We start from the raw sequence: 24,137 nt of genomic DNA, 5'->3' as shown, positions 1-24,137 counted from the left end.
TCGAGTGGGGACGTCCGTGTGCCGATGCCGTCCTCAGCGGAAGCGGGACAGCAGGGTCTCCGCCTGCTCGGCGATACCCCGGATGACCTCGCCCGCGGGTCGCTCGGACCGCACCAGACCGGCAGCCTCCCCCGCGTAGACCACACCGATGTCGGGATCGTCGCCCGTGTACGCCGCGGCGAGGGCGTCCTCGTCGGCGCCCCGGCCGTGCCACTCGTCGGTGAAGGCGTTGCGCAGGGCACGTCCGCCCCAGCGCGCCGGCCACGGCTGGTGCCGGGCCTTGTCGAAAACATCGGTGTAGACGGTGTCGGCGCTGCCGGCCTCCACGAGTCGCCCACGGGCGTAGTCGGGGCCGACGGTCTCCGGGCTGGCGAGCAGCGCCGTCCCGACCAGAGCGCCCTGCCCACCGGCTGCGAGCACTGCTGCCAGACCGCGACCCGTGGCGATGCCGCCTGCGGCGAGCACGGGCAGCGACGTCGACTCGAGCACCTCCTGCAACAACGGGAGGGTACCGATCCGGCCCGTGTGCCCACCGGCCTCGTGGCCCTGCGCGATCACCGCATCGACACCCGCGGCCTCGACCACCCGCAGATCGTCGATCGTGTTGATCTGCGAGAGGACGACGGCCCCGGCCTCGTGGACGCGCTCGACGTAGGGCGCGGGATCGCCGAACGAGAGCGTGACCACCTGCGGCCGGTGCTCGAGCACTGCGGTGAGGAGGCTGTCGTCGTCGGCGAGCGCCCAGGTCATCAGACCGAATCCCACAGGCCCACCACCGATCTCGCGGGCGGTGCGCACCTCGCCCTCGATCCACTCGGCGGTGTTGTAGCGGGCGGCGCCGATGAGGCCGAGGCCGCCGGCCCGCGTCACCTCGCCCGCGAGCCGCCCACCGGCCCGGCCACCCATGGGCGCACCCAGCAGAGGAACGGAGATTCCGAGTTCACGGGTGAGCCAGGTGTCGAGCACGCGAATCCTTCCGGTGGGCGTCGCAGCAGGGACGACTACTTCTTCGGCTTGTCGGACGAGGCCTCGGACGACAGCGCGGCGACGAACGCTTCCTGCGGCACGTCGACGCGGCCGATCGTCTTCATCCGCTTCTTGCCTTCCTTCTGCTTCTCGAGCAGCTTGCGCTTACGGCTGATGTCGCCGCCGTAGCACTTGGCGAGAACGTCCTTGCGGATCGCCCGGATGTTCTCGCGGGCGATGATCTTCGAGCCGATCGCGGCCTGGACGGGCACCTCGAACTGCTGCCGCGGGATGAGTTCCTTGAGCTTGGTCGTCATCTTGTTGCCGTAGGCGGCAGCGGCGTCCTTGTGGACGATCGCGCTGAACGCGTCGACGGCCTCGCCCTGCAACAGGATGTCGACCTTGACCAGCGCGGCCTCCTGCTCGCCGGCCTCCTCGTAGTCCATCGAGGCGTAGCCACGGGTGCGCGACTTCAGCGAGTCGAAGAAGTCGAAGATGATCTCGGCCATCGGCAGCGTGTACCGCAGCTCGACGCGGGTCTCGGACAGGTAGTCCATGCCGCCGAGCTCACCGCGCCGCGACTGGCACAGTTCCATGATCGAACCGATGAACTCGCTCGGCGCGATGATGGTGCACTTGACGATCGGTTCGTAGATCTCGCGCGCCTTGCCCTCGGGCCAGTCGGACGGGTTCGTCACGACGACTTCCTGGCCGCCTTCGAGCACGACGCGGTAGACGACGTTGGGAGCGGTGGAGATCAGGTCGAGGCCGAACTCGCGCTCGAGGCGCTCGCGGGTGATCTCCATGTGCAGCAGACCGAGGAAGCCGCAACGGAAGCCGAATCCGAGGGCGACGGACGTCTCGGGCTCGTAGGTGAGCGCAGCGTCGTTGAGCTGGAGCTTGTCGAGCGCGTCGCGCAGCACCGGGTAGTCGGAACCGTCGACCGGATACAGGCCGGAGTACACCATCGGGCGCGGTTCGCGGTAGCCGGTGAGCGGCTCCTCCGCACCGTTGCGGGCGGTGGTGACGGTGTCGCCGACCTTCGACTGGCGCACATCCTTCACGCCGGTGATGAGATAGCCCACCTCGCCGACGCCGAGACCGGCGGTGGCCTTGGGTTCGGGCGAGACGATGCCGACCTCGAGCAGTTCGTGGGTCGTGCCCGTCGACATCATCTTGATCTTCTCGCGGGGCACGATCTTGCCGTCGACCACACGCACGTACGTCACGACGCCGCGGTAGGTGTCGTAGACGGAGTCGAAGATCATGGCGCGGGCGGGCGCGTCGGCGTCACCGACCGGCGGCGGCACCTGGCGGATCACGGCGTCGATGAGTTCGGGGACGCCCTCGCCGGTCTTGCCGGAGACCCGGAGCACGTCGGACGGCTCGCAGCCGATGATGTTCGCGATCTCACCGGCGTAGCGGTCGGGGTCGGCCGCGGGCAGGTCGATCTTGTTGAGGACCGGGATGATCGTCAGGTCCTTGTCGAGCGCGAGGTAGAGGTTGGCGAGGGTCTGTGCCTCGATGCCCTGCGCGGCGTCGACGAGCAGGACCGCGCCCTCGCACGCCTCGAGCGCGCGGGAGACCTCGTAGGTGAAGTCGACGTGGCCCGGGGTGTCGATCAGGTGCATCACATAGTCTTCGCCGTCGAGCTTCCACGGCAGACGTACGTTCTGCGCCTTGATCGTGATGCCGCGCTCGCGTTCGATGTCCATGCGGTCGAGGTACTGGGCGCGCATCTGCCGCTCCTCGACCACCCCGGTGAGCTGCAGCATCCGGTCCGCGAGCGTCGACTTTCCGTGGTCGATGTGCGCGATGATGCAGAAGTTCCGGATCTTTGCGGGGTCCGTGAACGTGGTGTCGGCGAAGGTGCTGATGTCGTGCTCCTGACTCGGACTGGCAGCGGCCTGCAGACCGCGGTCACCCTGCAGAATATCCAAGTCGGGTGGCGGCCGGGACTTCGCCCGGGTCAGGTCCGGTTAAGCTCGGTTCCCGTGGCCGGTACATGGAAGAAGTTGGGCAGGCAGCTGGGTCGTCTCGCCGTCGAGCAGGGTCCGAAGATCTACCAGCAGTTGCAGCAGTCCGGGGCGCTCGACAAGGCGCGCGCCGCGCTGAACGCGGCCGGCCAGGCCGGCGCAGCGAGCGGAACCTCGGGGAGCGGTACCACCGCGGCACCGAAGCCCGGCGCGGACCGGACGGCGGCGCCGAAGCCGGGTGCTGCGAAGACCCCGTCCGGTACGAAGCGTCCGGCCCCCGGTCGCCCGGTGGCGTCGCGCACCACGCCGACGGCGCAGCGTGCCCGCCGCCTCGAGTACTCCCCCGACCTCGACGGTCGCGCCGATCCGGGCGAGATCGTGTGGACCTGGGTGGCCTACGAAGAAGATCCGACGCAGGGCAAGGACCGCCCGGTGCTCGTCGTGGGCCGCGACGACTCGACGCTGCTCGGACTGATGCTGTCGTCGAACTCCGACCGCGACGGTCACCGCGACTGGCTCGGAATCGGCTCCGGACCGTGGGACGCGGAGAACCGCCCGAGCTGGGTGCGCCTCGATCGCGTGCTCGACGTCCCCGAGGACGGCATCCGCCGCGAGGGCGCGGTCCTTCCCCGCGCACGCTTCGATCAGGTCGCGGCCCGGCTCCGCACCGATTTCGGCTGGAGCTGAACCGGGCCGCGCCCCGAACGCAGGATCTCAGGAGGCCCGGAGCCCGTACCGCCGTCCGAAGAGGAAGGTGTAGACGAGGGCTCCGAGCGCGCCGCCGATGAGCGGGAACACGATGAACGCCCACAGCTGCCCCAGCGCACCGTCCTGGTAGAAGGCGACGGCGAGGCTGCGGGCGGGATTGACCGACGTGTTGTCGATCGGGATCGAGATCAGGTGGATCACGGCGAGGGTGAAGCCGATGGCGATGCCGGCGATCGGTGCGTCGGCGACCTGATCGGTCGCGCCCAGCACCACGAACACCAGCACGGCCGTGAGCAGGACCTCGACGACGATCATCGCGCCGATACCGTAGCCGTTCTCGAGCACACCGCCGAGCGGGCCGTGCACCGCCGAGGGGCTGTGCGCGCCCCAGCCGTTCGCCCCGAGCCCGTCGGCGGCACGGTCGTAGCTCGGAAGCGACGACGCCACCGCGTAGAGCGTCAGACCGGCGATCAGACCGCCGACGACCTGCGCGATCCAGTAACCCACGGCGCGCACCGGGGTCACATGACCGACGATGAGCTGCCCGAGCGTCACCGCCGGGTTCACGTGACACCCGGAGATCGGGCCGATGGTGTACACGAGGAACAGCAGGGTCAGGCCGAACGCCAATGCGACGCCGAGCTGGCCGACATAGGTTCCGGCGAACACCGCGGTACCCACCGCGGAGAACACCAGGAGGAAGGTTCCGATCGCCTCCGCTACGTATTTCCGCAGATCGGAGAACTCACCGGGGTCTCTGATTTCCAGGGATGTCTGGCGTGCGAGATCTTCGTCGATTCGGGACTCGGGATCGCGTGGGGGTTCCATGGGTCACCTCGATGTTCGCGGTCCCGCACGCAGGCGGAACCTGGTGGTAGAACACTTCGAGTCGATGCACCGCAGCCGCGAACTCGCCGTTCGCGCTGTGAGGGAGATTACGCAAGCGCCGTGACCTCGACAACGACATCGTGCGCCGTGGCGTGTCCGCCCATGTAGATGCCCTCCCGCGGCGGCACGCAACAACAACAGTCAGGTGCGCGTCGTCCTGGCCGAAACGATCAGGCCGGTGAGAAGGGTGATTCGACGGCCGGTTTGGGCTTTGCGATCCGTTCTTGGTAACCTTGTCCATCGGTGCTCAGATGCACCCAGAGCTTTCCTACCAGCTACCAGCAAGACGACAGGATTTTACGCGTGGCCAACATCAAGTCCCAGGTGAAGCGGATTCGCACCAACGAGCGCAACCGACTCCGGAATCAGTCGGTGAAGTCGTCGCTTCGTACGGCGATCCGTTCGTTCCGCGAGGCTGCGGCCGCCGGCGACAAGGACAAGGTCAACGAACTCCTCGTCGCCACCAGCCGTCAGCTCGACAAGGCTGCCAGCAAGGGTGTCATCCACCCCAACCAGGCCGCCAACAAGAAGTCTGCTCTCGCGAAGCTTGCCAACAAGCTCTGAGTTCATCGCTCCGAGGTAGTAGACGCAGGCTCTGCTTCACGAAGGCCGTCCCCCGCCGGGGACGGCCTTCGTGGCATTGAACGGCAGACATGACGCCGCCCCTGAAGCGGGATCGGCGCGGACGGCTCAGGCCGCCAGTTCGGAGATGACCCGCACGGCGTGCTCGAGAGCGTAGTCCGGATCGGCGGCCGCTCCCTTGACGTCGGCGTTGAGCGCAGCGACCACCGTGAGCGCGGTCCCGATCGACGCCGGCGCCCATGTGCGCGCCTGTGCCTGGGCCTTCTTCACCTTCCACGGCGGCATACCGAGCGACGACGCGAGGGAGAACGGGTCGCCGCGACCGGCGGAGCCGACCCGGGCGATGGTGTGCACGGCGTCGGCGAGGGCATCGGCGAGCAGCACGTGGGCGACACCGCGGTGCATCGCCCACCGCAGCGCTTCGAGCGCACCGGCCGTGTCGCCGGCCACGGCCTTCTCGGCCACGTCGAATCCCGACACCTCGGCCTTGCCCGAGTAGTAGCGCCGCACGGCCGCAGCGTCGATCTTGCCGCCGGTGTCGGCCACGAGCTGGCTGCACGCAGCGGCGAGTTCGCGCAGGTCGGATCCCACCGCTTCGATGACGAGTTGTTCGACGTCGCCCGAGACCCGTACGTCCGCGGCCTGGAACTCCTTGTGGACGAACGTGCGCACCCACGCGGCCTTCTCCCCCGCCTTCGCGGGAGCAGCGCACATGTGTTCCTCGGCGCCACACTTGCGCAGCGCGGGCACCATCGCCTTGGTGCGACCGCCGCCGCTGTGGAGGATCACCAGTGTCACGCCCGGAGGCGGATCGGCTGCGACGTCGAGGATCAGCGCCGCGGCGTCCTTCCCGGCGTCGGCCGTGGATTCGAGGATCACGATGCGTTCTTCCGCGAACAGCGACGGGCTCAGCAGCTCGGCGAGTTCGGGCACACCCGCGTCGCCGGCGCGGAGCCGGGAGACGGGGAGGTCGCCGGGAGTTCCGCTGCGCGTGCGGACATCGGACACGATCTGCGCGACGGCACGGTCGACGAGCAGTTCTTCCTCACCGAGGACCAGATGCAGGGACGCGTCGCTCACGGTTCGATCGTGCCACGCACGTCCGACACCACCGCGAGCGCCCCGGAACCGGCACGGACGACTGCGACGTCGCCGTGCAGGTCGGTGCGCAGCACCCGCGCTCCCATCCCGCTCAGGGTGGAGACGATCTCGGGATGGGGATGCCCGAACAGGTTGTCGCGTCCGGCGCTGACGAGGGCGACGCTCGGCCGCACGGCGGCGAGGAACCGTGCGGGTGTGGTGCGCGAGCCGTGATGCGGCACCTTCAGCACGTCCGCACGCACATCGGTGCCCGACCGCACGAGTGCGTCGAGCGCGGCCTCCTCCGCGTCGCCCGGCAACAGAACCCGACCGACGACGGTATCGACCGTCAACACGAGCGAGTCGTCGTTCTCGGAACCGCCCGTCCCGCGTCCGGCCGGACCCACCACCCGGATGTCGAGATCGCCTGCACGCAGAACCGCGCCGGCGCCCACTTCCCGCACGGGGACACCGATCTCGGTTGCCGGACCGAGCACGTCCGCCGCACCGTCACCGGCAGCGCCCGGCCCGACTACGACCGTCTCGACCGAGCGCCCTTCGAGGACACCGCGGACTCCGCCCACGTGGTCGGCGTGCAGGTGCGACACGACGAGCAGTGCGACGCGGCGAATCCGCAACCGGCGCAGGCACCGATCGACGGGTTCCGGTTCGGGGCCGGTGTCGACGACGACCGCGCGTCCGTCCCCCGTCGCCAGGACCAGTGCATCGCCCTGGCCGACATCGCATGCGACGAGAACCCATTCGGCTCCGGGCCAGCCCGGTCGCAGCATCCGCACCGGAAGCCACACCGCCGCGACCGCCACCGCGATCACGAGAGCCGTGATCCGCACCCGCCGGTGACGAGCCACCGACCACACCACAGCGACCAGCACGGCCGCGACGAGTGCTCCCACCGGTCCGTCCGGCACCTCGAACTCGGCCGACGGCAACGACGCCGCCCGATCGGCCACCGTGATCAGCCACCACAGGAAAGGCCCGGTGCCGCGCGCGAGCACCTCCCCCGGCCACGGGACGACGGAGGCGGCCACCGCGACGAGTGAGCCGAGGACCGTCAGTGGCGCAAGTACCGGGGCCACGAGGACATTGGCCGCGACCGACACGACGCTCACCGTCCCGCTCACCCCCGCGACGAGAGGTGCGGTCGCCACGAACGCGACCAGCGACATCGCCGTGACCTCCGCGACGGGACGCGGCCACCCGCGATCGACGAGTCGGGTCACGACGGGCGGCGCGGCGACGATGAGCGCCGCCGTCGCGGACACCGACAGCGCGAACCCGACATCGACTGCGAGGTCGGGCATGAGCACGAGCAGCACGCCCACCGCGGTGCACAGGGCGGGAAGTGCCTGTCGCTCACGGCCCGTCACGAACGCCAGCAGCCCGATCGATCCCATCGCCGCCGCGCGCACCACACTCGCCGACGGACGGACCACGACGACGAAGGCGACGAGAGCCGTTGCGGCGAGGACGGCGCCGGAACGCGGGCCGAGTCCCACCGCGCGCACGAGGAGCAGTACCGCTCCGAGAACGATGCTGACGTTGGCTCCGGACACGGCCGTCAGGTGCGTCAATCCGGCAACCCGGAAGTCCTCGCGCACCTCGTCGGTCAGCGCCGTCGTGTCGCCCACCACGAGACCGGGCAGCAAGCCGGCCCGGTCGGCGGGAAGCACCGCAGAACTCACCTGCGCGAGGCGGTCGCGCACCGTGCCCGCCCACCGCTGCCACACCGGTGGCGGGCCGACAGCCGTCGGCGCCCGCTCCGCGCGGAGCACCGCCACCGTGGTGCCCGGCCCGGTGTTCGGCGCGACCCGCACACGTGCGGTGACCGACTGGCCGGGCAGGAGATCTCTCCACGAGTCGGCCGGCGCGAACACCACCACCGATCCCCCGGTGTCCATGGACCGTCCACCGACCGTCACGTGCTCGAGCCGTGCCGGAATGCGTACCCGGGGTGTGTCGTCGAAGGCCGCGGCCCGGATGCGTCGTGGGTCGTCGGTGGGGACGAGAACGACGCCGGCCCACGCTCCCCTCTCCGCTGCGGAGGCAATCGGGTGCTGGTCGGCGGCCCACATCCGGAGCCCGGCGGCCGGCCCGAATCCCGCGACGACGGCCAGTGCGGCGAGGAGGATCCGCGCACCTCCGCGAGGGATACGACCGGCCCCGACGAGACGGACCGTCACGGCGCATCCGACGACGGCCGCGACCGCCACGGCGGTGACGATCCGCCATCCCGTGTACAACCCGAGAAGCGTCACGGCCCACGCGGCCAGTGCGCACGGCACCAACCGGGCATCGACAACCGTTGCGGTGTCGGACCCGTCGTTCCGGACGGTCACACCGTCACCAGTTCACGCAGCCTGGCCAGGCGCGCCGGTCCGATCCCGTCGACCTCACCGAGTTGTTCGACGTCCGTGAACGGTCCGTTGGTGTCACGCCACGAGACGATCGCCGCGGCCGTCACAGGGCCGACTCCCGGCAGCGCGTCGAGCGCGGTCTCGTCGGCGGTGTTGAGGTTGACCAGCCCGCCTGCCTCCGGTGGAGCATCGCCCGGTGCCTGCGCCCCGACGATTCCACTGGCCTGCGGAACAGGTTGGGGCGGGGCGATTCCCACGACGATCTGGTCACCGTCGGCGACCCGCCGGGCCAGATTGAGGCCGATGAGGTCGGCACCGTCGAGGGCACCGCCGGCAGCGTCGAGCGCGTCGGCCACACGGGATCCCGCCGGCAACCGCACGAGTCCGGGCCGTGTCACCGCACCCACGACGCTGACGACGAACTCGGCGGAATCCGGCTGTGCCGTGTCCGTCTCCTTCGTGGCGGACGGCTCTGCGGTGTCCACGACTTCGACCCTCGGCAGCGGCGGTACCGGTTCGGGGACCGGCCGGTCGCGCCACACGACGACGAGGGCTACTGCGGCGGCGAGCACTCCGATCGCGGAGAGAGCAGCGGTCCCTCGTCGTCCCGTGTCCCATCGCGCAGCGGCCAGCCGATCGACGAAGCGTTCCCGGCCGGGACCGCTGCGGACGGGTTCGTCGCCGTCGTCGGGGTCCGCCCAGGGGTGGTCGTTCGTCGGCGTGTCGTCGGTCCAGGGCGGTTCCGCAGGCATCGCCGAGGAACGTGTGATCGCGCCGAGGCGGGTGCGCGCGAGATCACGGTGGTCACTGCTCGCCATGCCGCGACGCTAACCGCGTCCGCGACCGCCGGATTCGGTATCGGCGCCGATCCGCCCGGGGTTGTGGATGACCTCCACCCCTGTGGATGAATGCCCGGATCGGGCCTCTACCGGCATGGTCCGGGCCGGGAGGTGGTGTAGGTGGTCAGTCCTCGGAGACACCGGTCGCCGCGGACGCGACGACCACACCGACCGCGCCCGGTCCGACGTGCGCGCCGAGAACCGCGTCGAGTTCGGACACGACGATCTCGGTACCTTCCGGAAGACGCTGCGCGAGCTGATCGGCGAGGCTGCGCGCCCGTTCGGGTGCCCCGCGGTGGTGCACCGCGACGAGCGGTTCGTCGCCGACATCGGTTGCGGCTCCGTCGACGAGCTTGGCCATCGCCTTGGTCATCGTGCGGGTCTTCTCCCGCAGGACGAGCTTGCCGTCGGAGATGTGCAGCACGGGTTTCATCGCGAGCGCGGTACCCAACAGCGCGGTGGCCGTGCCGATCCGGCCACCGCGGCGCAGGTGGTCGAGCCGGTCGACGACGAGCAGGGTCCGGGCGGACGCCGCGACCTCCACGGCCCGCTCGTACACCCTCACCAGATCGGCTCCGGCCCGGGCGGCGCGCACCGCTTCGAGGACGGCGAAACCCGAACCCATCGCGGTGTTCCGCGAATCGACGAGCCGGATCCGGTCGCCCAGCGATTCGGCGGCGTGCCGGGCGGCGTCCCACGTCCCGGACAGCACACGCGAGAGGTGCACGGCGACGACGCCGTCTCCCCCGCTGGCCTCGAGCGCCTCGGTGTAGGCGTCGGTCAGTTCGGCGGGCGAGGGGCCGGAGGTGGTCACGGTCGACAGGTCCTCCGGCAACTCGTCGACGCCCTCGCGAAGGTCGCGTCCGCCCACGATGATGTGCAGTGGCACCACTCGGATGTCGTACCGACGGACCAGTTCGGGGTCGATACAACTCGACGAATCTGTGACGACGACGACGGACACGACGCCTACCGTAGGCCCTCCACCGGGACTTCCGCATCCCGATGCACGATCCGGACAGCGTCACCGACAGCGGCGGCGACGCGGCGGTGTCCTTCCCAACCCCAGTGGATCCCGTCGGGGTTGGCGTCGTCGGAGAAGACGTTCTCCCGCACCGCTTCGGCGAGATCGACGAGGGGAACCGACTTCTCGGCCGCCCAGTGGGTGATCGCGCGTGCCGCGGGGAGCCGGCCGGCATGCACCGACCGGTACTGCTCGCTGCGGTGCACCGACGGCAGGGTGCCGATGACGGGCAGGTCGGGTCGCATGTACGCCAGTGCGTCCCTGATCGTTTCGAGGTACTCGACACTGACCCGGGGCGGGAGCGCCACCGGGCGACCGAGCGGCGACAGTCGCGGCTGCAACCACCCGTAGGCGGTACGCGCCGCGCGACGCAGGGCCGGCGGGCGGATGTAACGCAGGCCTTCCCGCAGTGCGGTGGGCAGCGGGGACGGCAGGGTGTCCATCCCGCCCACGGCCAGGACGACGGCTCCGGCGTGCGGGATCGCGGCCCACACCCGCGGGTCCTGGGTCATGGCCCACCACGCGTCGCGTGTGGTCCACCCGATCCGGGCGACGAGTTCGACGTCCCAGCCGAGTTCGGCCGCGACCAGATTGGGCCAGATCTGCGGATGGTCGGCGGGCAGGCCGCCCTTCGGGCCGTAGTAGCTCAGCGAGTCGCCGATCACCAGCAGGACCGGGCGCCGCGGGGCGGCGTCGGTCTCGATCGGCGTCGGTTCAGAGGACGTCATCGGGCGCCACCATGGCCGACGCGTTCCACACGTCCAGGCGCCAGGACGGCACCTCTCCGTATCCGCTGAGCTGCACCCAGCCGGTGTTCCCGAGACCGCCGAGGACGGACCACCGGTCGACCGGCAGGTCGAGCAGGGCCGCGGTGAGCGCGGCGATCAGGCCCCCGTGCGCGACCAGCACGATGGGCCGATCGTTCCAGTCCTCGTACTTGTCGAGCAGTTCGCCGATGACGGCGATGCTGCGCCGCGCCACGTCGACGCGGTTCTCGCCTCCCGGGGGTGTCCAGGTCGCGTCGGCGCGCCACGCGCTGCGCGCGCCCGGGGCCACGGCGTCGACCTCGGTGTGGGTCAGGCCCTGCCATTCGCCGAGATGCGTCTCGCGCAGCCGCGTGTCGATCGCGACCGGCAGACCGATGCGGTCACCGAGCGCGGTCGCGGTGTCGTAGGCGCGGCGCAGATCGGACGAGACGACGGCGAGCGGATCGAACCGGGCGATCACGTCGGCGACGGCGAGCGCCTGCCGGCGGCCGAGTTCGGACAGATCGGTGTCGAGCTGCCCCTGCATCCGCCGTGTGGCGTTGTACTCGGTCTGGCCGTGGCGCAGCAGCACCAGCTGCCGCACCCGCGGGCTCTGCGCACCCTCCTCCGGACGGCTCACACGTCCTCCGGCGAGTCGGCGGCGTCGATCGCCGAACGGGGGCCACCCACACCGTCGACCTCGATGGTCGGGCAGTCCTTCCACAGGCGGTCGAGGGCGTAGAAGTTGCGCTCGTCCTCGTGCTGGATGTGCACCACGACGTCGACGTAGTCGAGCAGGGTCCACCGTCCTTCGCGGGTGCCCTCGCGGCGGACGGGCTTGTGGCCGGCCAGGCGCAGCTTCTCCTCGACGTTGTCGACGATGGCGTTGACCTGACGCTCGTTGGGTGCGGACGCGATGACGAAGCAGTCGGTGATCACCAGCTGCTCGGACACGTCGAGCACCACGACGTCGGTGGCGAGTTTCTCGTCGGCGGCCAGGGCTGCGATTCGGGCCATCTCCGTGGCTTCTGCCGTTGCGCTCACTGCGTGCTCTTTCTCTCGATGGTGCCGGGGGTGTTTCCGTCGAACACCGGGACGGGATCTCCGTCGAGGTGCGTATTCGTGCGGTAGAGCCGGCGTTTGCTGATGTACTGCACCACTCCGTCGGGCACCAGATACCAGACGGGACGGTTCTCGCGGGCCCTCCTGCGGCAGTCCGTGGAGGAGATCGCCAGTGCCGGGATCTCCACCAGGCTCACCGCCTCGGCCGGGAGATCGTCCAGATGCGGTGCCAGATGTTCGGCGTGCAGGTCGTATCCGGGCCGGGACACCCCGACGAAGCGGGCGAGGTCGAACAGGGTCTGCCAGTCCTGCCAGGACAGGATCGATCCCAGGGCGTCCGCGCCGGTGATGAAGTACAGATCCGCGTCGGGATACTGCTCGCTGAGGTCGCGCAGGGTGTCGACGGTGTAGGTGGGTTTGCGTCGATCGATGTCGACGCGGCTGACGGAGAACCGCGGGTTGGATGCGGTCGCGATCACCGTCATCAGGTAACGGTCCTCGGCGGGGCTGACGTCGCGCCCGGTCTTCTGCCAGGGTTGCCCGGTGGGCACGAAGATCACTTCGTCCAGGTCGAAGCTCGCGGCGACCTCGCTGGCCGCCACGAGGTGTCCGTGATGGATCGGGTCGAACGTTCCACCCATGACGCCCAGGCGGCGCCTGGGGGCCGAGGGCCGATCCGTTGGCTGATGCACGGTTGTCCAGCTTACGGGTTCACACGGGGAGCAGACTCGCCACCACCGTTGCGAGCTGCTGCGCCGACCGGCACTCGTGCATCGTGACGACCTCGCTGTAGACCCTGGCGGCCGAATCCCCCGAACCCCATTGTCCCTTCGGCTCGGGATTGAGCCAGTGCGCGTGCCGTGCGACGGACACGAGATGCTCGAGGACTTCGAGGTTCGGATTGCGGTAGTTCGTGCGGCCGTCCCCGAGGATCAGCAGCGAGCTGCGGCTGGTGAGGGCGTGGGCGTGGTTCTCGGCGAAGCTGCCGAGGGCGTGTCCGTAGTCGGAGTGACCGTCGTAGGTGATCAGCTCCGCTTCCTTCAGCATCCGCGACATGGACTCGCCCAGATCGGACCCCGCATTGAAATAGTGCGTGACCTCGTCGGCGGTGTCGATGAACGCGAACACGCGCACGCGGGAGAACTGTTCGCGCAGGGCGTGCACGAGCAGCAACGTGAAGTGGGAGAAACCGGCGACGGAACCGGAGACGTCGCAGAGCACGACGAGCTCGGGACGCGCCGGACGGGGCTTGCGGTTGACCAGATCGATGGGCACACCACCGGTGGACATGGACTTGCGCAGGGTGCGCCGCAGGTCGATGGCGCCGGCACGAGCGCGCCGGCGGCGCGCGGCGAGACGGCTCGCGAGCAGACGCGCGAGCGGCATGACGCTGCGGCGCAGGGCGACGAGTTCCGCGTCGGACGCGCGCAGGAAGTCGACCTCCTCGGCGAGCTTGGGCACCCCGTACTTCTCGACGCGTTCGCGCCCGAGCTGCTCGGCGGTGCGCCGGCGGGTCTCCCGTTCGACCATCGCCCGGAAATCGGCGATGCGCTGGGCGGCGGTGCGCCGCGCGACCTCGCTCTCGTAGGCAGCGTCGTCGCGTTCCTCGCGGGTGCCGTTGCCGAGCAGTCCCTCGAGGATCTTCGTGAGCAGGGTGTCCGGGGAGACGTCGCGCAGCGCCTGGTAGGCCGAGAAGGACGGACCGTTCGACGATGCGTACTGGCCGAGTTCCTCGACGATGGCGGAGACGAGCATCTCGGAGGCCTCGAGTGCCTCCGGCGACTCGTCGGACAGCAACTCGGCGATGAGGTCGCGCAGGGCCTCGAAGTCGACCTCCCCCGTGGGGGTGCGCGGGATGCTCACCTGCGGGCCGGTGGCCTCGCGACGTCCGATCGCGGGTGGGAACCACAGGTCGAACAGGGCATCGAAGGTCGGGCGGTGCGTGGACCGGCGGAGCAGGGTGCACGCGAGACCTTCGCGGAGGGCCTCCCGGTCGAGGAGATCGAGCACCGTCATGACCCGTCCGGCGTCGACCGTCTCGGACGGCCCGACCGCGATGCCGCGGCGACGCAGCGCCTCGACGAATCCGACCAGGTGCCCGGGCAGTCCGTGGGGAGCCGGGGGCGCCCCGGATCCGGGAAGGTGCGCGGCCGCCATGTCAGTTCAGCCGGAGCTCGGCGGCAGCGCGGACCTGGTCGGACTGGTGCTTGAGGATCACGCCGAGCGTGCTGCGCAGCGCGGTGTCGTCGAGGGTGTCGAGACCCAGCGCAAGCAGGGTGCGACCCCAGTCGATCGTCTCGGCCACCGAGGGCACCTTCTTGAGCTGCATGCCGCGCAGCACCCGGACGGTGCGCACGAGCTGTTCGGCGAGCGCGTCGGGCAGATCGGGGACCCGGCTGGCGAGGATGCGCCGTTCGAGATCGGCGTCGGGGAAGTCCAGGTGCAGGAACAGGCACCGGCGCTTGAGCGCTTCGGACAACTCGCGGGTGGCGTTCGAGGTGAGCACCGCGAACGGCTTGCGGGTGGCCCGGATGGTGCCGAGTTCGGGCACGGTGACCGCGAAGTCGCTGAGCACCTCGAGCAGCAGACCTTCGATCTCGACGTCGGCCTTGTCGACCTCGTCGACGAGCAGCACGGTGGGATCCTCGCGGCGGATCGCGGTGAGCAGCGGCCGCGACAGCAGGAACTCCTCGGAGAAGACGTCCTCCTTGGTGCGGTCCCACGACTCCCCCGCCGCGGCGGTCGCCCCTGCCGACTGGATGCGCAGGATCTGCTTGGCGTGGTTCCACTCGTACAGCGCGCGGGATTCGTCGACGCCCTCGTAGCATTGCAGGCGCACGAGTTCGGCCTCGGAGGTCTCGGCGACGGCGCGGGCGAGTTCGGTCTTGCCCACGCCCGCGGGTCCCTCGATCAGCAACGGCTTGCCGAGGCGATCGGCGAGGAACACCGCGGTCGCGGTGGACTTGTCGGCGAGATATCCGGTCCCGGCGAGGCGATCGACGACGTCCTGGACGTCCGCGAAGATCGGCGGGGTGGCGGGCAGCGCACGATCCACGCTGGTTCCTTTCGTCGGGCCGGTCTCGATCAGGCGGGGCGGGTGTGGCCGTCGCCCCACACCACCCACTTCGTCGACGTCAGTTCGGGCAGACCCATCGGGCCGCGAGCGTGCAGCTTCTGGGTGGAGATGCCGATCTCCGCGCCGAATCCGAACTGCTCGCCGTCGGTGAACGCCGTCGAAGCGTTGACCATAACGGCTGCGGCGTCCACGCGCGTCGTGAACTCCCGCGCAGCGGCGAGGTCCGAGGTGACGATCGCTTCGGTGTGGCCGGTGCCGTAACGGTCGATGTGGTCGACGGCGGCGTCGAGGTCGTCGACCACCGCGAGGGCGACGTCGAGCGAGAGGTACTCGTCGGACCAGTCCTGGTCGGTCGCGGGCACGAGGCCGGGCAGGTCGCCGTGGACCGTCACGCTGTGTTGCTGGAATGCCTGCAGGAGCTTCGGGACGGCGGTGTCGGCGATCGCCTTGTCGACGAGGATCGTCTCGGCGGTGTTGCACACGCTGGGCCGGCGGGTCTTCGCGTTGATCACGATCTTCTCCGCCATCTCCAGATCGGCCGCGGAGTGGACGTAGACGTGGCAGTTGCCGGTGCCCGTCTCGATCGTGGGGACGGTCGCGTCGCGGACCACTGCGGCGATCAGACCGGCGCCACCGCGCGGGATCACGACGTCGACCAGGCCGCGGGCCTGGATCAGATGTGTGACCGACGAGCGGTCGGCGCTCGGCAGCAGCTGTACGGCGTCGGCGGGGATGCCCCGGCTCTCGAGCGAGGCGCGCAGCACGTCGACGAGCGCGGCGTTCGAGCGCGCCGCGGACGACGAACCGCGCAGCAGCGCGGCGTTGCCGGACTTCAGGGCGAGACCGAAGGCGTCGACCGTGACGTTGGGCCGTGCTTCGTAGACCATGCCGACCACGCCGAGCGGGACGCGCACCTGGCGCAGCTCGAGACCGTTCGGCAGCGTCGAGCCGCGGACCACGCCGCCGATCGGGTCGGGCAGTCCGGCCACCTGGCGCAGGCCGGCGGCGATCCCGTCGATCCGGGCGGAGGTCAGGCGCAGCCGGTCGAGGATGGCCTCCTCGGTGCCACCGGCGCGGGCGGCCTCGATGTCCTCCGCGTTCGCGGCGAGGACGGTGTCGGCGGCGGCGAGCAGAGCGTCGGCCGCGGCGTGCAGAGCCGCGTCCTTCTCGGTGGTGGTGAGCAACGCGAGACGACGCGAGGCCACGCGGGCGCGACGCGCGGCCTCGTGGACGGCCTCACGGGTGTCCGTGCCGGCGTCGGTCGCAGCTGAGTCGGGGGTCACGGCAGTCATGTATCCAGCCTAGTCGGGTCCTGATGGAAGCCGACAGGCCGTGTGCCGTCAGCGCAGGCCGGTCCCCCGCGCGAGCGCCGTCTCCACCAGGATCGACAGCAGCTCGGCGTACTCCACGCCGGTGGCCTCCCACATCCGCGGGTACATCGAGATCGACGTGAAACCGGGCATCGTGTTGATCTCGTTGATCACCGGTCCGTCCTCGGTGACGAAGAAGTCGACGCGGGACAGACCGTGGCAGTCGAGGGCCCGGAACGCCCGGACCGCGAGCTCGCGGATCCGGTCGGAGATCTCCTCGTCGAGCTTGGCCGGGACGTCGAACTCGCAGACGTCGTCGAGGTACTTCGTATCGAAGTCGTAGAACGCCTCGTGGTCGCCGGAGGTGTCGGGCATGCGGATCTCGGCGACGACACTCGCGCGAACGTCGCCGTCCGGGAACTCGAGCACGCCGCACTCCACCTCGCGGCCGATGATCGCGGACTCGACGATGACCTTGGGATCGTGCTGCCGGGCCTTCGCGACGGCGTCGTCGAAGGCGGCCCAGTCGGCCACGCGGCTGATGCCGATCGACGATCCGCCGCGGGCGGGCTTGACGAAGACGGGCAGGCCGAGGCGGTTCTTCTGCTCCTCGGTGAGGTTCGCGGTGCCGGGACGCAGGACGATCTGGAAGCCGACGGGCAGGCCTTCGGCCGCGAGCAGTTTCTTGGTGAACTCCTTGTCCATCCCGGCGGCGCTGGCAAGAACCCCGGGACCGACGTACGGGATGTCCGCGAGTTCGAGCAGACCTTGGATGGTGCCGTCCTCGCCGTAGGCGCCGTGCAGGACCGGGAAGACCACGTCGACCGATGCGAGCACCCGGCCGTAGGAGCCCTCGTCGAGCGCGACGATGTCGCCGCTGCGGGTGGGGTCCGCGGTGAGCACGAGATCGGAGCCGTCACCGGCGACGACGGGCAGTTCGCGACCGGCCGCGGCGAGGCCGGCGGGGTCCGCGTCGCCGAGGACCCATGCGCCCTCGGGAGTGATGCCGATGGGCACGACCTCGTACTTCTCCGGATCCAGGTTGCGCAGGATGCTCCCTGCCGAGATGCAGGAGACGGAATGTTCGTTGCTGCGACCACCGAAGACGACGGCCACCCGGGTTCGGGGCGTACTCACGTGTCGAACGGTACCGGTTGACGATCTCCACGTGACGGGCGAGTCCTGCGCGAGTGGGATCGGACCCCTGCTATGTCTCCGCCGGCCCCGGTCCCCCTCAGTGCAGTGTCGTCTCCCTCAGCGCCGCGTCGAGATCGGCGAGCAGATCCGCGGTGTCCTCGATTCCGCACGACAACCGGACGAATCCCTCCGGCACCGCGTCGCCCCAGCGTGCGCGACGATCCGCTGTCGTGTGGATACCGCCGAAACTGGTGGCGGGTGCGACGAGCGTGGCCGCGCGGACGAAGCGGTGCACCTCGTCGCGGCCGGGCAGCCGGAACGTGACGAGGGGGCCGAAGCGGCTCATCTGGCCGGCTGCTACGGCGTGGGCGGGGTCGCCGGCGAGTCCGGGATAACGGACGTCCGTGACGGCGGGGTGCTCGAGCAGCATCCCGGCGACGGCGAGCGCGTTGGCGCACTGCCGTTCGAAGCGCAGTCCGGCGGTGCCGAGGCTGCGGTGCGCGAGCCAGGTCTCGAAGGGTCCCAGCACGGTTCCCGACAGCAGTCGTTCCCGGTCGATCGCGGGCAGCAGGTCGGGATCGGCGACGGCGATGTATCCGAACAACAGATCGCTGTGTCCGCTGAGCGATTTCGTTCCGCTGGCCACCACGACGTCGGCGCCGAGGTCGAGCGGGAGCTGTCCGAGCGGGGTGGCGGTGGTGTTGTCGACGAGCAGCAATGCCCCGGTGCGACGGCACGATTGCGCGGTCTCACGCAGATCCACCGTGTCGAGACCGGGATTCGACGGCGTCTCGGCGAGGACCACCGCACCCCGGCCCGCACCGTCGAGCACCCGCTGCAGGGAGCCGTCGCCGAATTCGTCGACGGAGAGTTCGTGGACGTCGATACCGTGCGGCGCGAGATATTCGGTGGCGAACTTGCGCACCTGGTAGTAGCCGTCGGAGGGGACGACGACCGTGCCGCCCGGGGTCACGAGCGATCGCAGGGCGACCGTGATCGCCGACATTCCCGAGCCGACGACGCGGGCGGCCGAGGCGTGCTCGAGGTCCGCGAGCGCCGATTCGAGTGCGCGCCAACCGGGATTCGAAGCACGCGCATAGGTGTCGACGTCGTCGCGTTCGTCTTCCCCGAGTAGATACGGTGCGGCGAAGACCGGCCCCGCCTGCAGCGGAGAGCCCGGAACACCCTCGTGTGCAACCGCCTTCACACAACGTGTCGAATCGCCCGTCATGCCGCTCATTCCGGCTTGATCCGGCGCCCGAGCAACTGCCCGATCGCGTCCGGCACCGACATGCCCTCGTGGCACACACGGTGCACGGCGTCGGTCAGCGGCATCTCGACGTCGTAGCTCGCTGCGAGGGCGCGGACCGAGGTGCACGACTTGACCCCTTCGGCCACCTGACCGTGGGTGGCCTCCTGTGCGCTCTCGAGCGACTCGCCGCGGCCGAGGCGTTCGCCGAACGAACGGTTGCGGGACAACGGGGACGTGCACGTGGCGACGAGATCGCCGACGCCGGCGAGACCGGCGAGCGTGGCCGGCTTGGCTCCGAGGGCGGTTCCGAGCCGGGTGATCTCGGCGAGACCGCGGGTGATGATGCTCGCGACGGTGTTCTCACCGAGCCCGACCCCGGCGGCCATGCCGCACGCGAGGGCGATGACGTTCTTGCAGGCGCCGCCGATCTCGCAGCCGATGACGTCGGAGTTGGTGTACGGACGGAAATACTTTGTGGCGCAGGACTTCTGGATCTCCATGGCGCGGGTGGAGTCGGGGCACGCGATGACGGTCGCGGCCGGTTGCCCCTCGGCGATCTCGCGGGCGAGGTTGGGTCCGGACAGCACGGCGATCCGATTCTGCTCGGCGCCGGTGACCTGACCGATCACCTGACTCATGCGCATCAGGGTGCCGCTCTCGATTCCCTTGGCGAGACTGAGAAGTGTGACCTCCGGTCCGATATCCGCCTTCCACGCCTCGAGATTGGTGCGCAGGGTCTGGCTCGGGACGGCGAGGACCACGAAATCGGCACCCTTGACGGCCACCCGGTGATCGGCCGTCGCCTTCAGCGAGTGCGGCAGTTGCACACCGGGCAGATAGTCGGAGTTCTCGTGTCGTTCCGCGATGCCGCGCGCCACTTCTTCGCGCCGCGCCCAGATCGTCACGTCCGTTCCGGCGTCGGCCAGCACCTTGGCGTACGCCGTCCCCCACGAACCCGCGCCCAGAACTGCTGCTGTGGTCACGCGATCCTCACTCTCGTCCGATGCCCGGCACCCGCCGGTCGCGATCGGCCCGGAGCGGGCGGTCGCGACCGGTTCGGTCCGGGCGGTCACCACCCACGGTCGCACCCAGTATCGCGCAGGCGCCACCGACGCCGCGCCGGGTCGGAGGACGGACCGCACGACGCCGGTCGCAGCGGTGGTCGTGCGGTTCGTCACCTCGCACGATCGTGTCGTCGATCACTGATGGCACAATCGGGCAATGCCCGCGACGCACGTGCTCGTTCCCGTCAAGGCCCTCGGCCTGGCGAAGTCGCGGCTCTCGCACGTCCTCGACCCGGCGGCACGGGAATCACTGGTGCTCGCGATGCTGCAGGACACCGTCACGGCGGCCCTGTCCGCCGGAGACGTGACGGTCATCGTCGTCACCGCCGACGAGCGGGTCGCGGCCGCCGCACTGGACTGCGGCGCGGACGTCCTTCCCGACCCGGTGCGTCCCGACTCCCCCGACCCACTGAACTCCGCACTGCTCGCAGCGGCCCGCCGGGCGCGGGAGCACGCACCCGGCGCCGAACTCGTGGCGCTGCAGGCCGACCTTCCGTCCCTGCGGGCCGAGGAATTCGCGCTCGCACGCGAGACTGCGCGGCGGACCGGAACGGCCGTGGTCGTCGACCACACGGCGAGCGGTACGACGGCGTTGCTGCACTGCGTGAGCGGCACGCTGCCGCCACTGTCGTTCGGTCCGGGATCGGCCGGTCGCCACATCGATGCCGGTGCGTATCCGGTACCGGACGCCCTCCCCGGACTGCGACTCGATGTGGACACACCGGACGATCTCGCCGCCGCACTGCGACTCGGCGTCGGACGGGCCACCGCGGCCGTGCTCGACACGGTCGAGTTCCCGCTGCGCCATCGGTGCGACAGCGCTGCAGGGAGCCGTCGCTCTGCAACAATGAACTGGTGACCAACGGCGATTCCCCCGATCCCACGAGTTCCGAGCACGCGGCACCGTCCGGTGCCGCACGACCTGCCGGTCGCGTGGCGACCGCCACCAGCGCCCCTCCGGCCGCGACGGGACTGCAGTCGAGGACCGATCACGACAACACCCTTCCCGTCGACCGCTATCTCAACCGCGAACAGAGCTGGCTCGATTTCAACGCCCGCGTTCTCGCGCTCGCGGAGGACACCTCGCAGCCGTTGCTCGAACGCGCCAAGTTCCTCGCGATCTTCGCGTCGAATCTCGACGAGTTCTACATGGTGCGGGTCGCCGGGCTGAAACGTCGCGCCGAGACGGGGTTGTCGGTCCGGTCCGCGGACGGACTGACCCCGCGCGCCCAGCTCGCGCTCATCGCGTCGAGCACGCGCGAACTCGCCGGTCGCCACGCGCAGGTCTTCCTCGACTCGGTCATGCCCGCCCTGGCGGCCGAAGGCATCTCGATCATCCGATGGGCGGATCTGACGGAGGACGAACGCCGACGATTGACACAGTATTTCGCCGACCAGGTCTTCCCGGTCCTGACGCCGCTCGCCGTCGATCCCGCCCACCCTTTCCCCTACATCAGCGGCCTGTCCCTCAACCTCGCTGTCACGGTCAAGGATTCGCAGTCGTCCGGTGAACACTTCGCGCGCGTGAAAGTGCCCGACAACGTCGAACGGTTCGTCCGGGTCGATCGTGCGGGTTCGTCGCACGGACTGCCGGCCTTCCTCCCGCTCGAGGAGCTGATCGCCGCCCATCTCGACGTGTTGTTCCCGGGCATGGAGATCGTCGAGCACCACGCATTCCGCGTCACCCGCAACGCCGACTTCGAGGTCGAGGAGGACCGCGACGAGGATCTACTCCAGGCCCTCGAACGCGAACTCGCCCGGCGGCGCTTCGGATCTCCCGTGCGGCTCGAGGTGTCGGACGACATGACCGAGCACATGCTCGACCTCCTGTTGCGCGAACTCGACGTCGATCGGGTGGACGTCGTCCAGTTGCCCGGTCTGCTCGATCTGTCGTCGCTGTGGCAGGTGCACGCCGTCGACCGGCCGGATCTGAAGGACGCCCCCTTCGTGCCGGCGACCCATCCCGCCTTCGGCGAGCGTGAGACACCGAAGAGCGTGTTCTCCACCCTGCGCGAGGGCGACATCCTCGTCCACCATCCGTACGACTCGTTCTCCACGAGCGTGCAACGGTTCATCGAGCAGGCCGCCGCCGACAGCCAGGTCCTCGCGATCAAGCAGACCCTGTACCGGACGTCGGGTGACTCCCCCATCGTCAACGCCCTGGTCGCCGCCGCCGAGGCGGGCAAGCAGGTCGTCGCGCTCGTGGAGATCAAGGCACGCTTCGACGAGCAGGCCAACATCAAGTGGGCGCGCAAGCTCGAACAGGCCGGTGTCCACGTCGTATACGGACTCGTGGGTCTCAAGACGCACTGCAAGACCTGTCTGGTCGTGCGGCGCGAGGGTTCGATGATCCGCCGTTACTGCCACATCGGCACCGGCAACTACAACCCGAAGACCGCCCGTCTCTACGAGGACGTCGGCCTGCTCACGTCGTCACCCGAGATCGGCGCCGACCTCACCGACCTGTTCAACACCCTCACCGGATACTCCCGGAAGGCGCAGTACCGCAATCTGCTCGTCGCACCGCACGGAGTCCGCAAGGGCATCATCGAACGCGTCGAGCGTGAGATCGAGCACCACGCAGCCGGTCGCCCCAGTGGGATCCGGCTCAAGGCCAACGCTCTCGTCGACGAGCAGGTGATCGACGCGCTCTACCGTGCGTCGCGGGCGGGGGTACGGACCGAGGTGGTCGTGCGCGGGATCTGTGCCCTCAAGCCGGGCGTGCCCGGCCTGAGCGAGAACATCACGGTGCGCTCGATTCTGGGGCGGTTCCTCGAACATTCGCGGTTGTTCCATTTCCGGGGCAGCGACGAGTACTGGATCGGCAGCGCCGACATGATGCACCGGAACCTCGACCGTCGCGTCGAGGTGATGGTGCAGGTGAAGAACACCCGGCTCGCAGCGCAGTTGGACGGCATCTTCGATTCCGCGCTCGACCCGGTCACCCGCTGCTGGATTCTCGAGGGCGACGGCACCTGGACGGCGTCCCCCGAGCCGGGAACCGCTGCCCGCGACCACCAGGTCGAACTCATGCGTAGCCGTGCGTCCTGAGGTGGAGGGAACGTTGACCGAATCACGCGACAAGCCCGTGAAGGCCAACATCTTCGCGGCGGGCGCCGTCCTGTGGCGTCCTGTCGACGAGAACGCTCCGGGCGATGCACAGGTCGCGCTCGTGCATCGCCCACGCTACGACGACTGGTCCTTCCCGAAGGGCAAGCTCGACGCGGGTGAGACGGCCGTGGTCGCCGCGGTGCGGGAGATCGAGGAGGAGACCGGATTCCGCGCCGCACTCGGCAGTAGTCTCGGGAAGGTCGTCTACCCCGTGCCGGGGCACCGCAAACTCAAACGGGTGGACTACTGGGCCGCGCGGTGCCTCGACGGGCAGTTCGCGCCCAACGCCGAGGTGGACGAATTGCGTTGGGTGTCCCCCGAAGAGGCATTCGATCTGTTGTCCTATCCGATGGACCGCAGTATCCTGCGCCGGTTCCGCCGGGTGCCGCTGGACACGACCACGGCGCTGATCGTGCGGCACGCCAAGGCGGGTAGTCGCAAGAAGTACAAGGGCGACGACCGTTACCGGCCCCTCGATGCGTCCGGACGGGCACAGGCCGAGGCTCTCGTTCCGCAGTTGACGGCGTTCGGCGGCGACAGCGTGGTGTCCGCCGACCGCACGCGGTGCATCGCGACGGTCGAACCCTTCGCCTCCCGGAACGGGTTCGAGATCGCCATCGAGCCGGCCCTGTCGGAGGAGGAGTACCGCGCCGATCCGGACCGCGGCCGCAAGCGGGCGCTGGAGATCGCGTCCGGTCCCGGCACTCCCGTGATCTCCAGTCAGGGCAAAGTGATCCCGCCGCTGCTGGAGTGGTGGGCCGAGCGCGACGGTCTCGTGCTGCCTCCGGCACGGAACCGCAAGGCGAGCATGTGGGTGTTGTCACTGCGCGGCGATCGTCTCGTCGCGGCCGACCACATCGACAGCCCTCTTCCCACGGGCCGACCGCCGGCGGACGACGAGAGCATCTGACCGAGTACACACGACGGCGGCCACCGGATGT

The 24,137-nt window shown here is 69.7% G+C and carries 23 protein-coding genes; 6 read left to right on the top strand and 17 right to left on the bottom strand.

Annotated elements, in window-relative coordinates; all coding sequences use genetic code 11:
- Positions 1-33: 33 nt before the first annotated feature.
- Together ACNJ7K_RS14325 and lepA are read right to left on the bottom strand one after the other, a co-directional pair.
- On the bottom strand, positions 34-966 hold the full coding sequence (locus ACNJ7K_RS14325; RefSeq protein ID WP_120279721.1) for an NAD(P)H-dependent flavin oxidoreductase: 933 nt from the start codon (positions 964-966) through the stop codon (positions 34-36).
- A gap of 35 nt (positions 967-1,001) precedes the next feature.
- Positions 1,002-2,897: a translation elongation factor 4 gene (lepA, locus tag ACNJ7K_RS14320; RefSeq protein ID WP_237451241.1), complete on the bottom strand. Its 1,896-nt coding sequence runs from the start codon at positions 2,895-2,897 to the stop codon at positions 1,002-1,004.
- Positions 2,898-2,960: 63 nt separating this feature from the next.
- Between lepA and ACNJ7K_RS14315 the strand changes: the two genes are divergently transcribed.
- Positions 2,961-3,629: a type II toxin-antitoxin system PemK/MazF family toxin gene (locus ACNJ7K_RS14315; RefSeq protein ID WP_159417974.1), complete on the top strand. Its 669-nt coding sequence runs from the start codon at positions 2,961-2,963 to the stop codon at positions 3,627-3,629.
- A gap of 27 nt (positions 3,630-3,656) precedes the next feature.
- Here the strand turns inward: ACNJ7K_RS14315 and ACNJ7K_RS14310 are convergent, their stop codons facing one another.
- Positions 3,657-4,478: an aquaporin gene (locus ACNJ7K_RS14310; RefSeq protein ID WP_059380811.1), complete on the bottom strand. Its 822-nt coding sequence runs from the start codon at positions 4,476-4,478 to the stop codon at positions 3,657-3,659.
- A 363-nt stretch (positions 4,479-4,841) separates the two neighbouring features.
- Here ACNJ7K_RS14310 and rpsT point away from each other — a divergent pair, with 363 nt between their 5' ends.
- Complete coding sequence (rpsT, locus tag ACNJ7K_RS14305; RefSeq protein WP_006554505.1) at positions 4,842-5,102, top strand: 30S ribosomal protein S20; 261 nt, start codon at positions 4,842-4,844, stop codon at positions 5,100-5,102.
- 126 nt (positions 5,103-5,228) lie between these two features.
- Here rpsT and holA read toward each other — a convergent pair whose 3' ends face one another.
- The 14 genes from holA to ACNJ7K_RS14235 form a co-directional block, all read right to left on the bottom strand.
- Positions 5,229-6,200 carry a DNA polymerase III subunit delta gene (holA, locus tag ACNJ7K_RS14300; RefSeq protein ID WP_059380810.1) on the bottom strand — a complete coding sequence of 324 codons (972 nt, stop codon included), beginning with the start codon at positions 6,198-6,200 and terminating at the stop codon, positions 5,229-5,231.
- A complete protein-coding gene (locus ACNJ7K_RS14295; protein WP_230788982.1) occupies positions 6,197-8,557 on the bottom strand; it encodes a DNA internalization-related competence protein ComEC/Rec2 in 2,361 nt (786 codons plus the stop codon). The genes holA and ACNJ7K_RS14295 overlap by 4 nt, the downstream gene beginning before the upstream one ends.
- On the bottom strand, positions 8,554-9,393 hold the full coding sequence (locus tag ACNJ7K_RS14290) for a ComEA family DNA-binding protein (protein WP_159417972.1): 840 nt from the start codon (positions 9,391-9,393) through the stop codon (positions 8,554-8,556). The genes ACNJ7K_RS14295 and ACNJ7K_RS14290 overlap by 4 nt, the downstream gene beginning before the upstream one ends.
- Positions 9,394-9,538: 145 nt before the next feature.
- A complete protein-coding gene (locus ACNJ7K_RS14285) occupies positions 9,539-10,378 on the bottom strand; it encodes a DegV family protein (protein WP_159417971.1) in 840 nt (279 codons plus the stop codon).
- 5 nt (positions 10,379-10,383) lie between these two features.
- A complete protein-coding gene (gene octT, locus ACNJ7K_RS14280; RefSeq protein ID WP_159417970.1) occupies positions 10,384-11,166 on the bottom strand; it encodes a diglucosylglycerate octanoyltransferase in 783 nt (260 codons plus the stop codon).
- On the bottom strand, positions 11,153-11,824 hold the full coding sequence (locus ACNJ7K_RS14275; protein WP_159417969.1) for a histidine phosphatase family protein: 672 nt from the start codon (positions 11,822-11,824) through the stop codon (positions 11,153-11,155). Before ACNJ7K_RS14275 ends, octT begins: the two co-directional genes overlap by 14 nt.
- A complete protein-coding gene (gene rsfS, locus ACNJ7K_RS14270) occupies positions 11,821-12,228 on the bottom strand; it encodes a ribosome silencing factor (RefSeq protein WP_016694085.1) in 408 nt (135 codons plus the stop codon). Before rsfS ends, ACNJ7K_RS14275 begins: the two co-directional genes overlap by 4 nt.
- On the bottom strand, positions 12,225-12,938 hold the full coding sequence (gene nadD / locus ACNJ7K_RS14265) for a nicotinate-nucleotide adenylyltransferase (RefSeq protein WP_225623578.1): 714 nt from the start codon (positions 12,936-12,938) through the stop codon (positions 12,225-12,227). The genes rsfS and nadD overlap by 4 nt, the downstream gene beginning before the upstream one ends.
- A gap of 19 nt (positions 12,939-12,957) precedes the next feature.
- Positions 12,958-14,403 (bottom strand): vWA domain-containing protein, encoded by a 1,446-nt coding sequence (locus ACNJ7K_RS14260; protein ID WP_159417968.1) that lies wholly within the window; start codon positions 14,401-14,403, stop codon positions 12,958-12,960.
- A gap of 1 nt (position 14,404) precedes the next feature.
- A complete protein-coding gene (locus tag ACNJ7K_RS14255; RefSeq protein WP_120279733.1) occupies positions 14,405-15,301 on the bottom strand; it encodes an AAA family ATPase in 897 nt (298 codons plus the stop codon).
- 29 nt (positions 15,302-15,330) lie between these two features.
- The gene (locus tag ACNJ7K_RS14250; RefSeq protein WP_159417967.1) at positions 15,331-16,614 is read right to left on the bottom strand and encodes a glutamate-5-semialdehyde dehydrogenase; all 1,284 of its coding nucleotides are present in this window, start codon (positions 16,612-16,614) and stop codon (positions 15,331-15,333) included.
- 48 nt (positions 16,615-16,662) lie between these two features.
- Positions 16,663-17,769 (bottom strand): D-alanine--D-alanine ligase family protein, encoded by a 1,107-nt coding sequence (locus tag ACNJ7K_RS14245; RefSeq protein WP_174247015.1) that lies wholly within the window; start codon positions 17,767-17,769, stop codon positions 16,663-16,665.
- Positions 17,770-17,866: 97 nt separating this feature from the next.
- The gene (locus ACNJ7K_RS14240) at positions 17,867-19,000 is read right to left on the bottom strand and encodes a cystathionine gamma-lyase (RefSeq protein ID WP_258260980.1); all 1,134 of its coding nucleotides are present in this window, start codon (positions 18,998-19,000) and stop codon (positions 17,867-17,869) included.
- Positions 19,001-19,005: 5 nt separating this feature from the next.
- Positions 19,006-20,004 (bottom strand): NAD(P)-dependent glycerol-3-phosphate dehydrogenase, encoded by a 999-nt coding sequence (locus tag ACNJ7K_RS14235; protein ID WP_258260979.1) that lies wholly within the window; start codon positions 20,002-20,004, stop codon positions 19,006-19,008.
- Between ACNJ7K_RS14235 and ACNJ7K_RS14230 the strand changes: the two genes are divergently transcribed.
- Genes ACNJ7K_RS14230 through ACNJ7K_RS14215 form a run of 4 tightly spaced genes read left to right on the top strand, consistent with a single transcriptional unit; the run spans position 19,997 to position 24,106 of the window.
- Positions 19,997-20,227: a hypothetical protein gene (locus ACNJ7K_RS14230; protein ID WP_159417964.1), complete on the top strand. Its 231-nt coding sequence runs from the start codon at positions 19,997-19,999 to the stop codon at positions 20,225-20,227. The two genes, ACNJ7K_RS14235 and ACNJ7K_RS14230, sit on opposite strands and share 8 nt — an antisense overlap.
- Positions 20,228-20,242: 15 nt before the next feature.
- Positions 20,243-20,944: a 2-phospho-L-lactate guanylyltransferase gene (cofC, locus tag ACNJ7K_RS14225; RefSeq protein WP_159417963.1), complete on the top strand. Its 702-nt coding sequence runs from the start codon at positions 20,243-20,245 to the stop codon at positions 20,942-20,944.
- Complete coding sequence (locus ACNJ7K_RS14220) at positions 20,941-23,136, top strand: RNA degradosome polyphosphate kinase (protein WP_120279739.1); 2,196 nt, start codon at positions 20,941-20,943, stop codon at positions 23,134-23,136. Before cofC ends, ACNJ7K_RS14220 begins: the two co-directional genes overlap by 4 nt.
- Positions 23,137-23,149: 13 nt before the next feature.
- Entirely contained in the window at positions 23,150-24,106 is a 957-nt protein-coding gene (locus tag ACNJ7K_RS14215; protein ID WP_159417962.1) for an NUDIX hydrolase, read from the top strand.
- The last annotated feature ends 31 nt before the right edge of the window (positions 24,107-24,137 follow it).

The organism is Rhodococcus shunpengi (genome assembly GCF_048381395.1).
GTDB lineage: Bacteria > Actinomycetota > Actinomycetes > Mycobacteriales > Mycobacteriaceae > Rhodococcus.
Note: the sequence above shows the minus strand (reverse complement) of the source record. Positions and strands in the feature narration are given on the sequence as shown.

Bases quoted from the DNA above. Each gene is read 5' to 3' on its own strand.
- ACNJ7K_RS14310 (WP_059380811.1), bottom strand. From the start codon at position 4,478: ATGGAACCCCCACGCGATCCCGAGTCCCGAATCGACGAAGATCTCGCA.
- ACNJ7K_RS14290 (WP_159417972.1), bottom strand. From the start codon at position 9,393: ATGGCGAGCAGTGACCACCGTGATCTCGCGCGCACCCGCCTCGGCGCG.
- octT (WP_159417970.1), bottom strand. From the start codon at position 11,166: ATGACGTCCTCTGAACCGACGCCGATCGAGACCGACGCCGCCCCGCGG.
- ACNJ7K_RS14260 (WP_159417968.1), bottom strand. From the start codon at position 14,403: ATGGCGGCCGCGCACCTTCCCGGATCCGGGGCGCCCCCGGCTCCCCAC.
- ACNJ7K_RS14250 (WP_159417967.1), bottom strand. From the start codon at position 16,614: ATGACTGCCGTGACCCCCGACTCAGCTGCGACCGACGCCGGCACGGAC.
- ACNJ7K_RS14240 (WP_258260980.1), bottom strand. From the start codon at position 19,000: ATGACGGGCGATTCGACACGTTGTGTGAAGGCGGTTGCACACGAGGGT.
- cofC (WP_159417963.1), top strand. From the start codon at position 20,243: ATGCCCGCGACGCACGTGCTCGTTCCCGTCAAGGCCCTCGGCCTGGCG.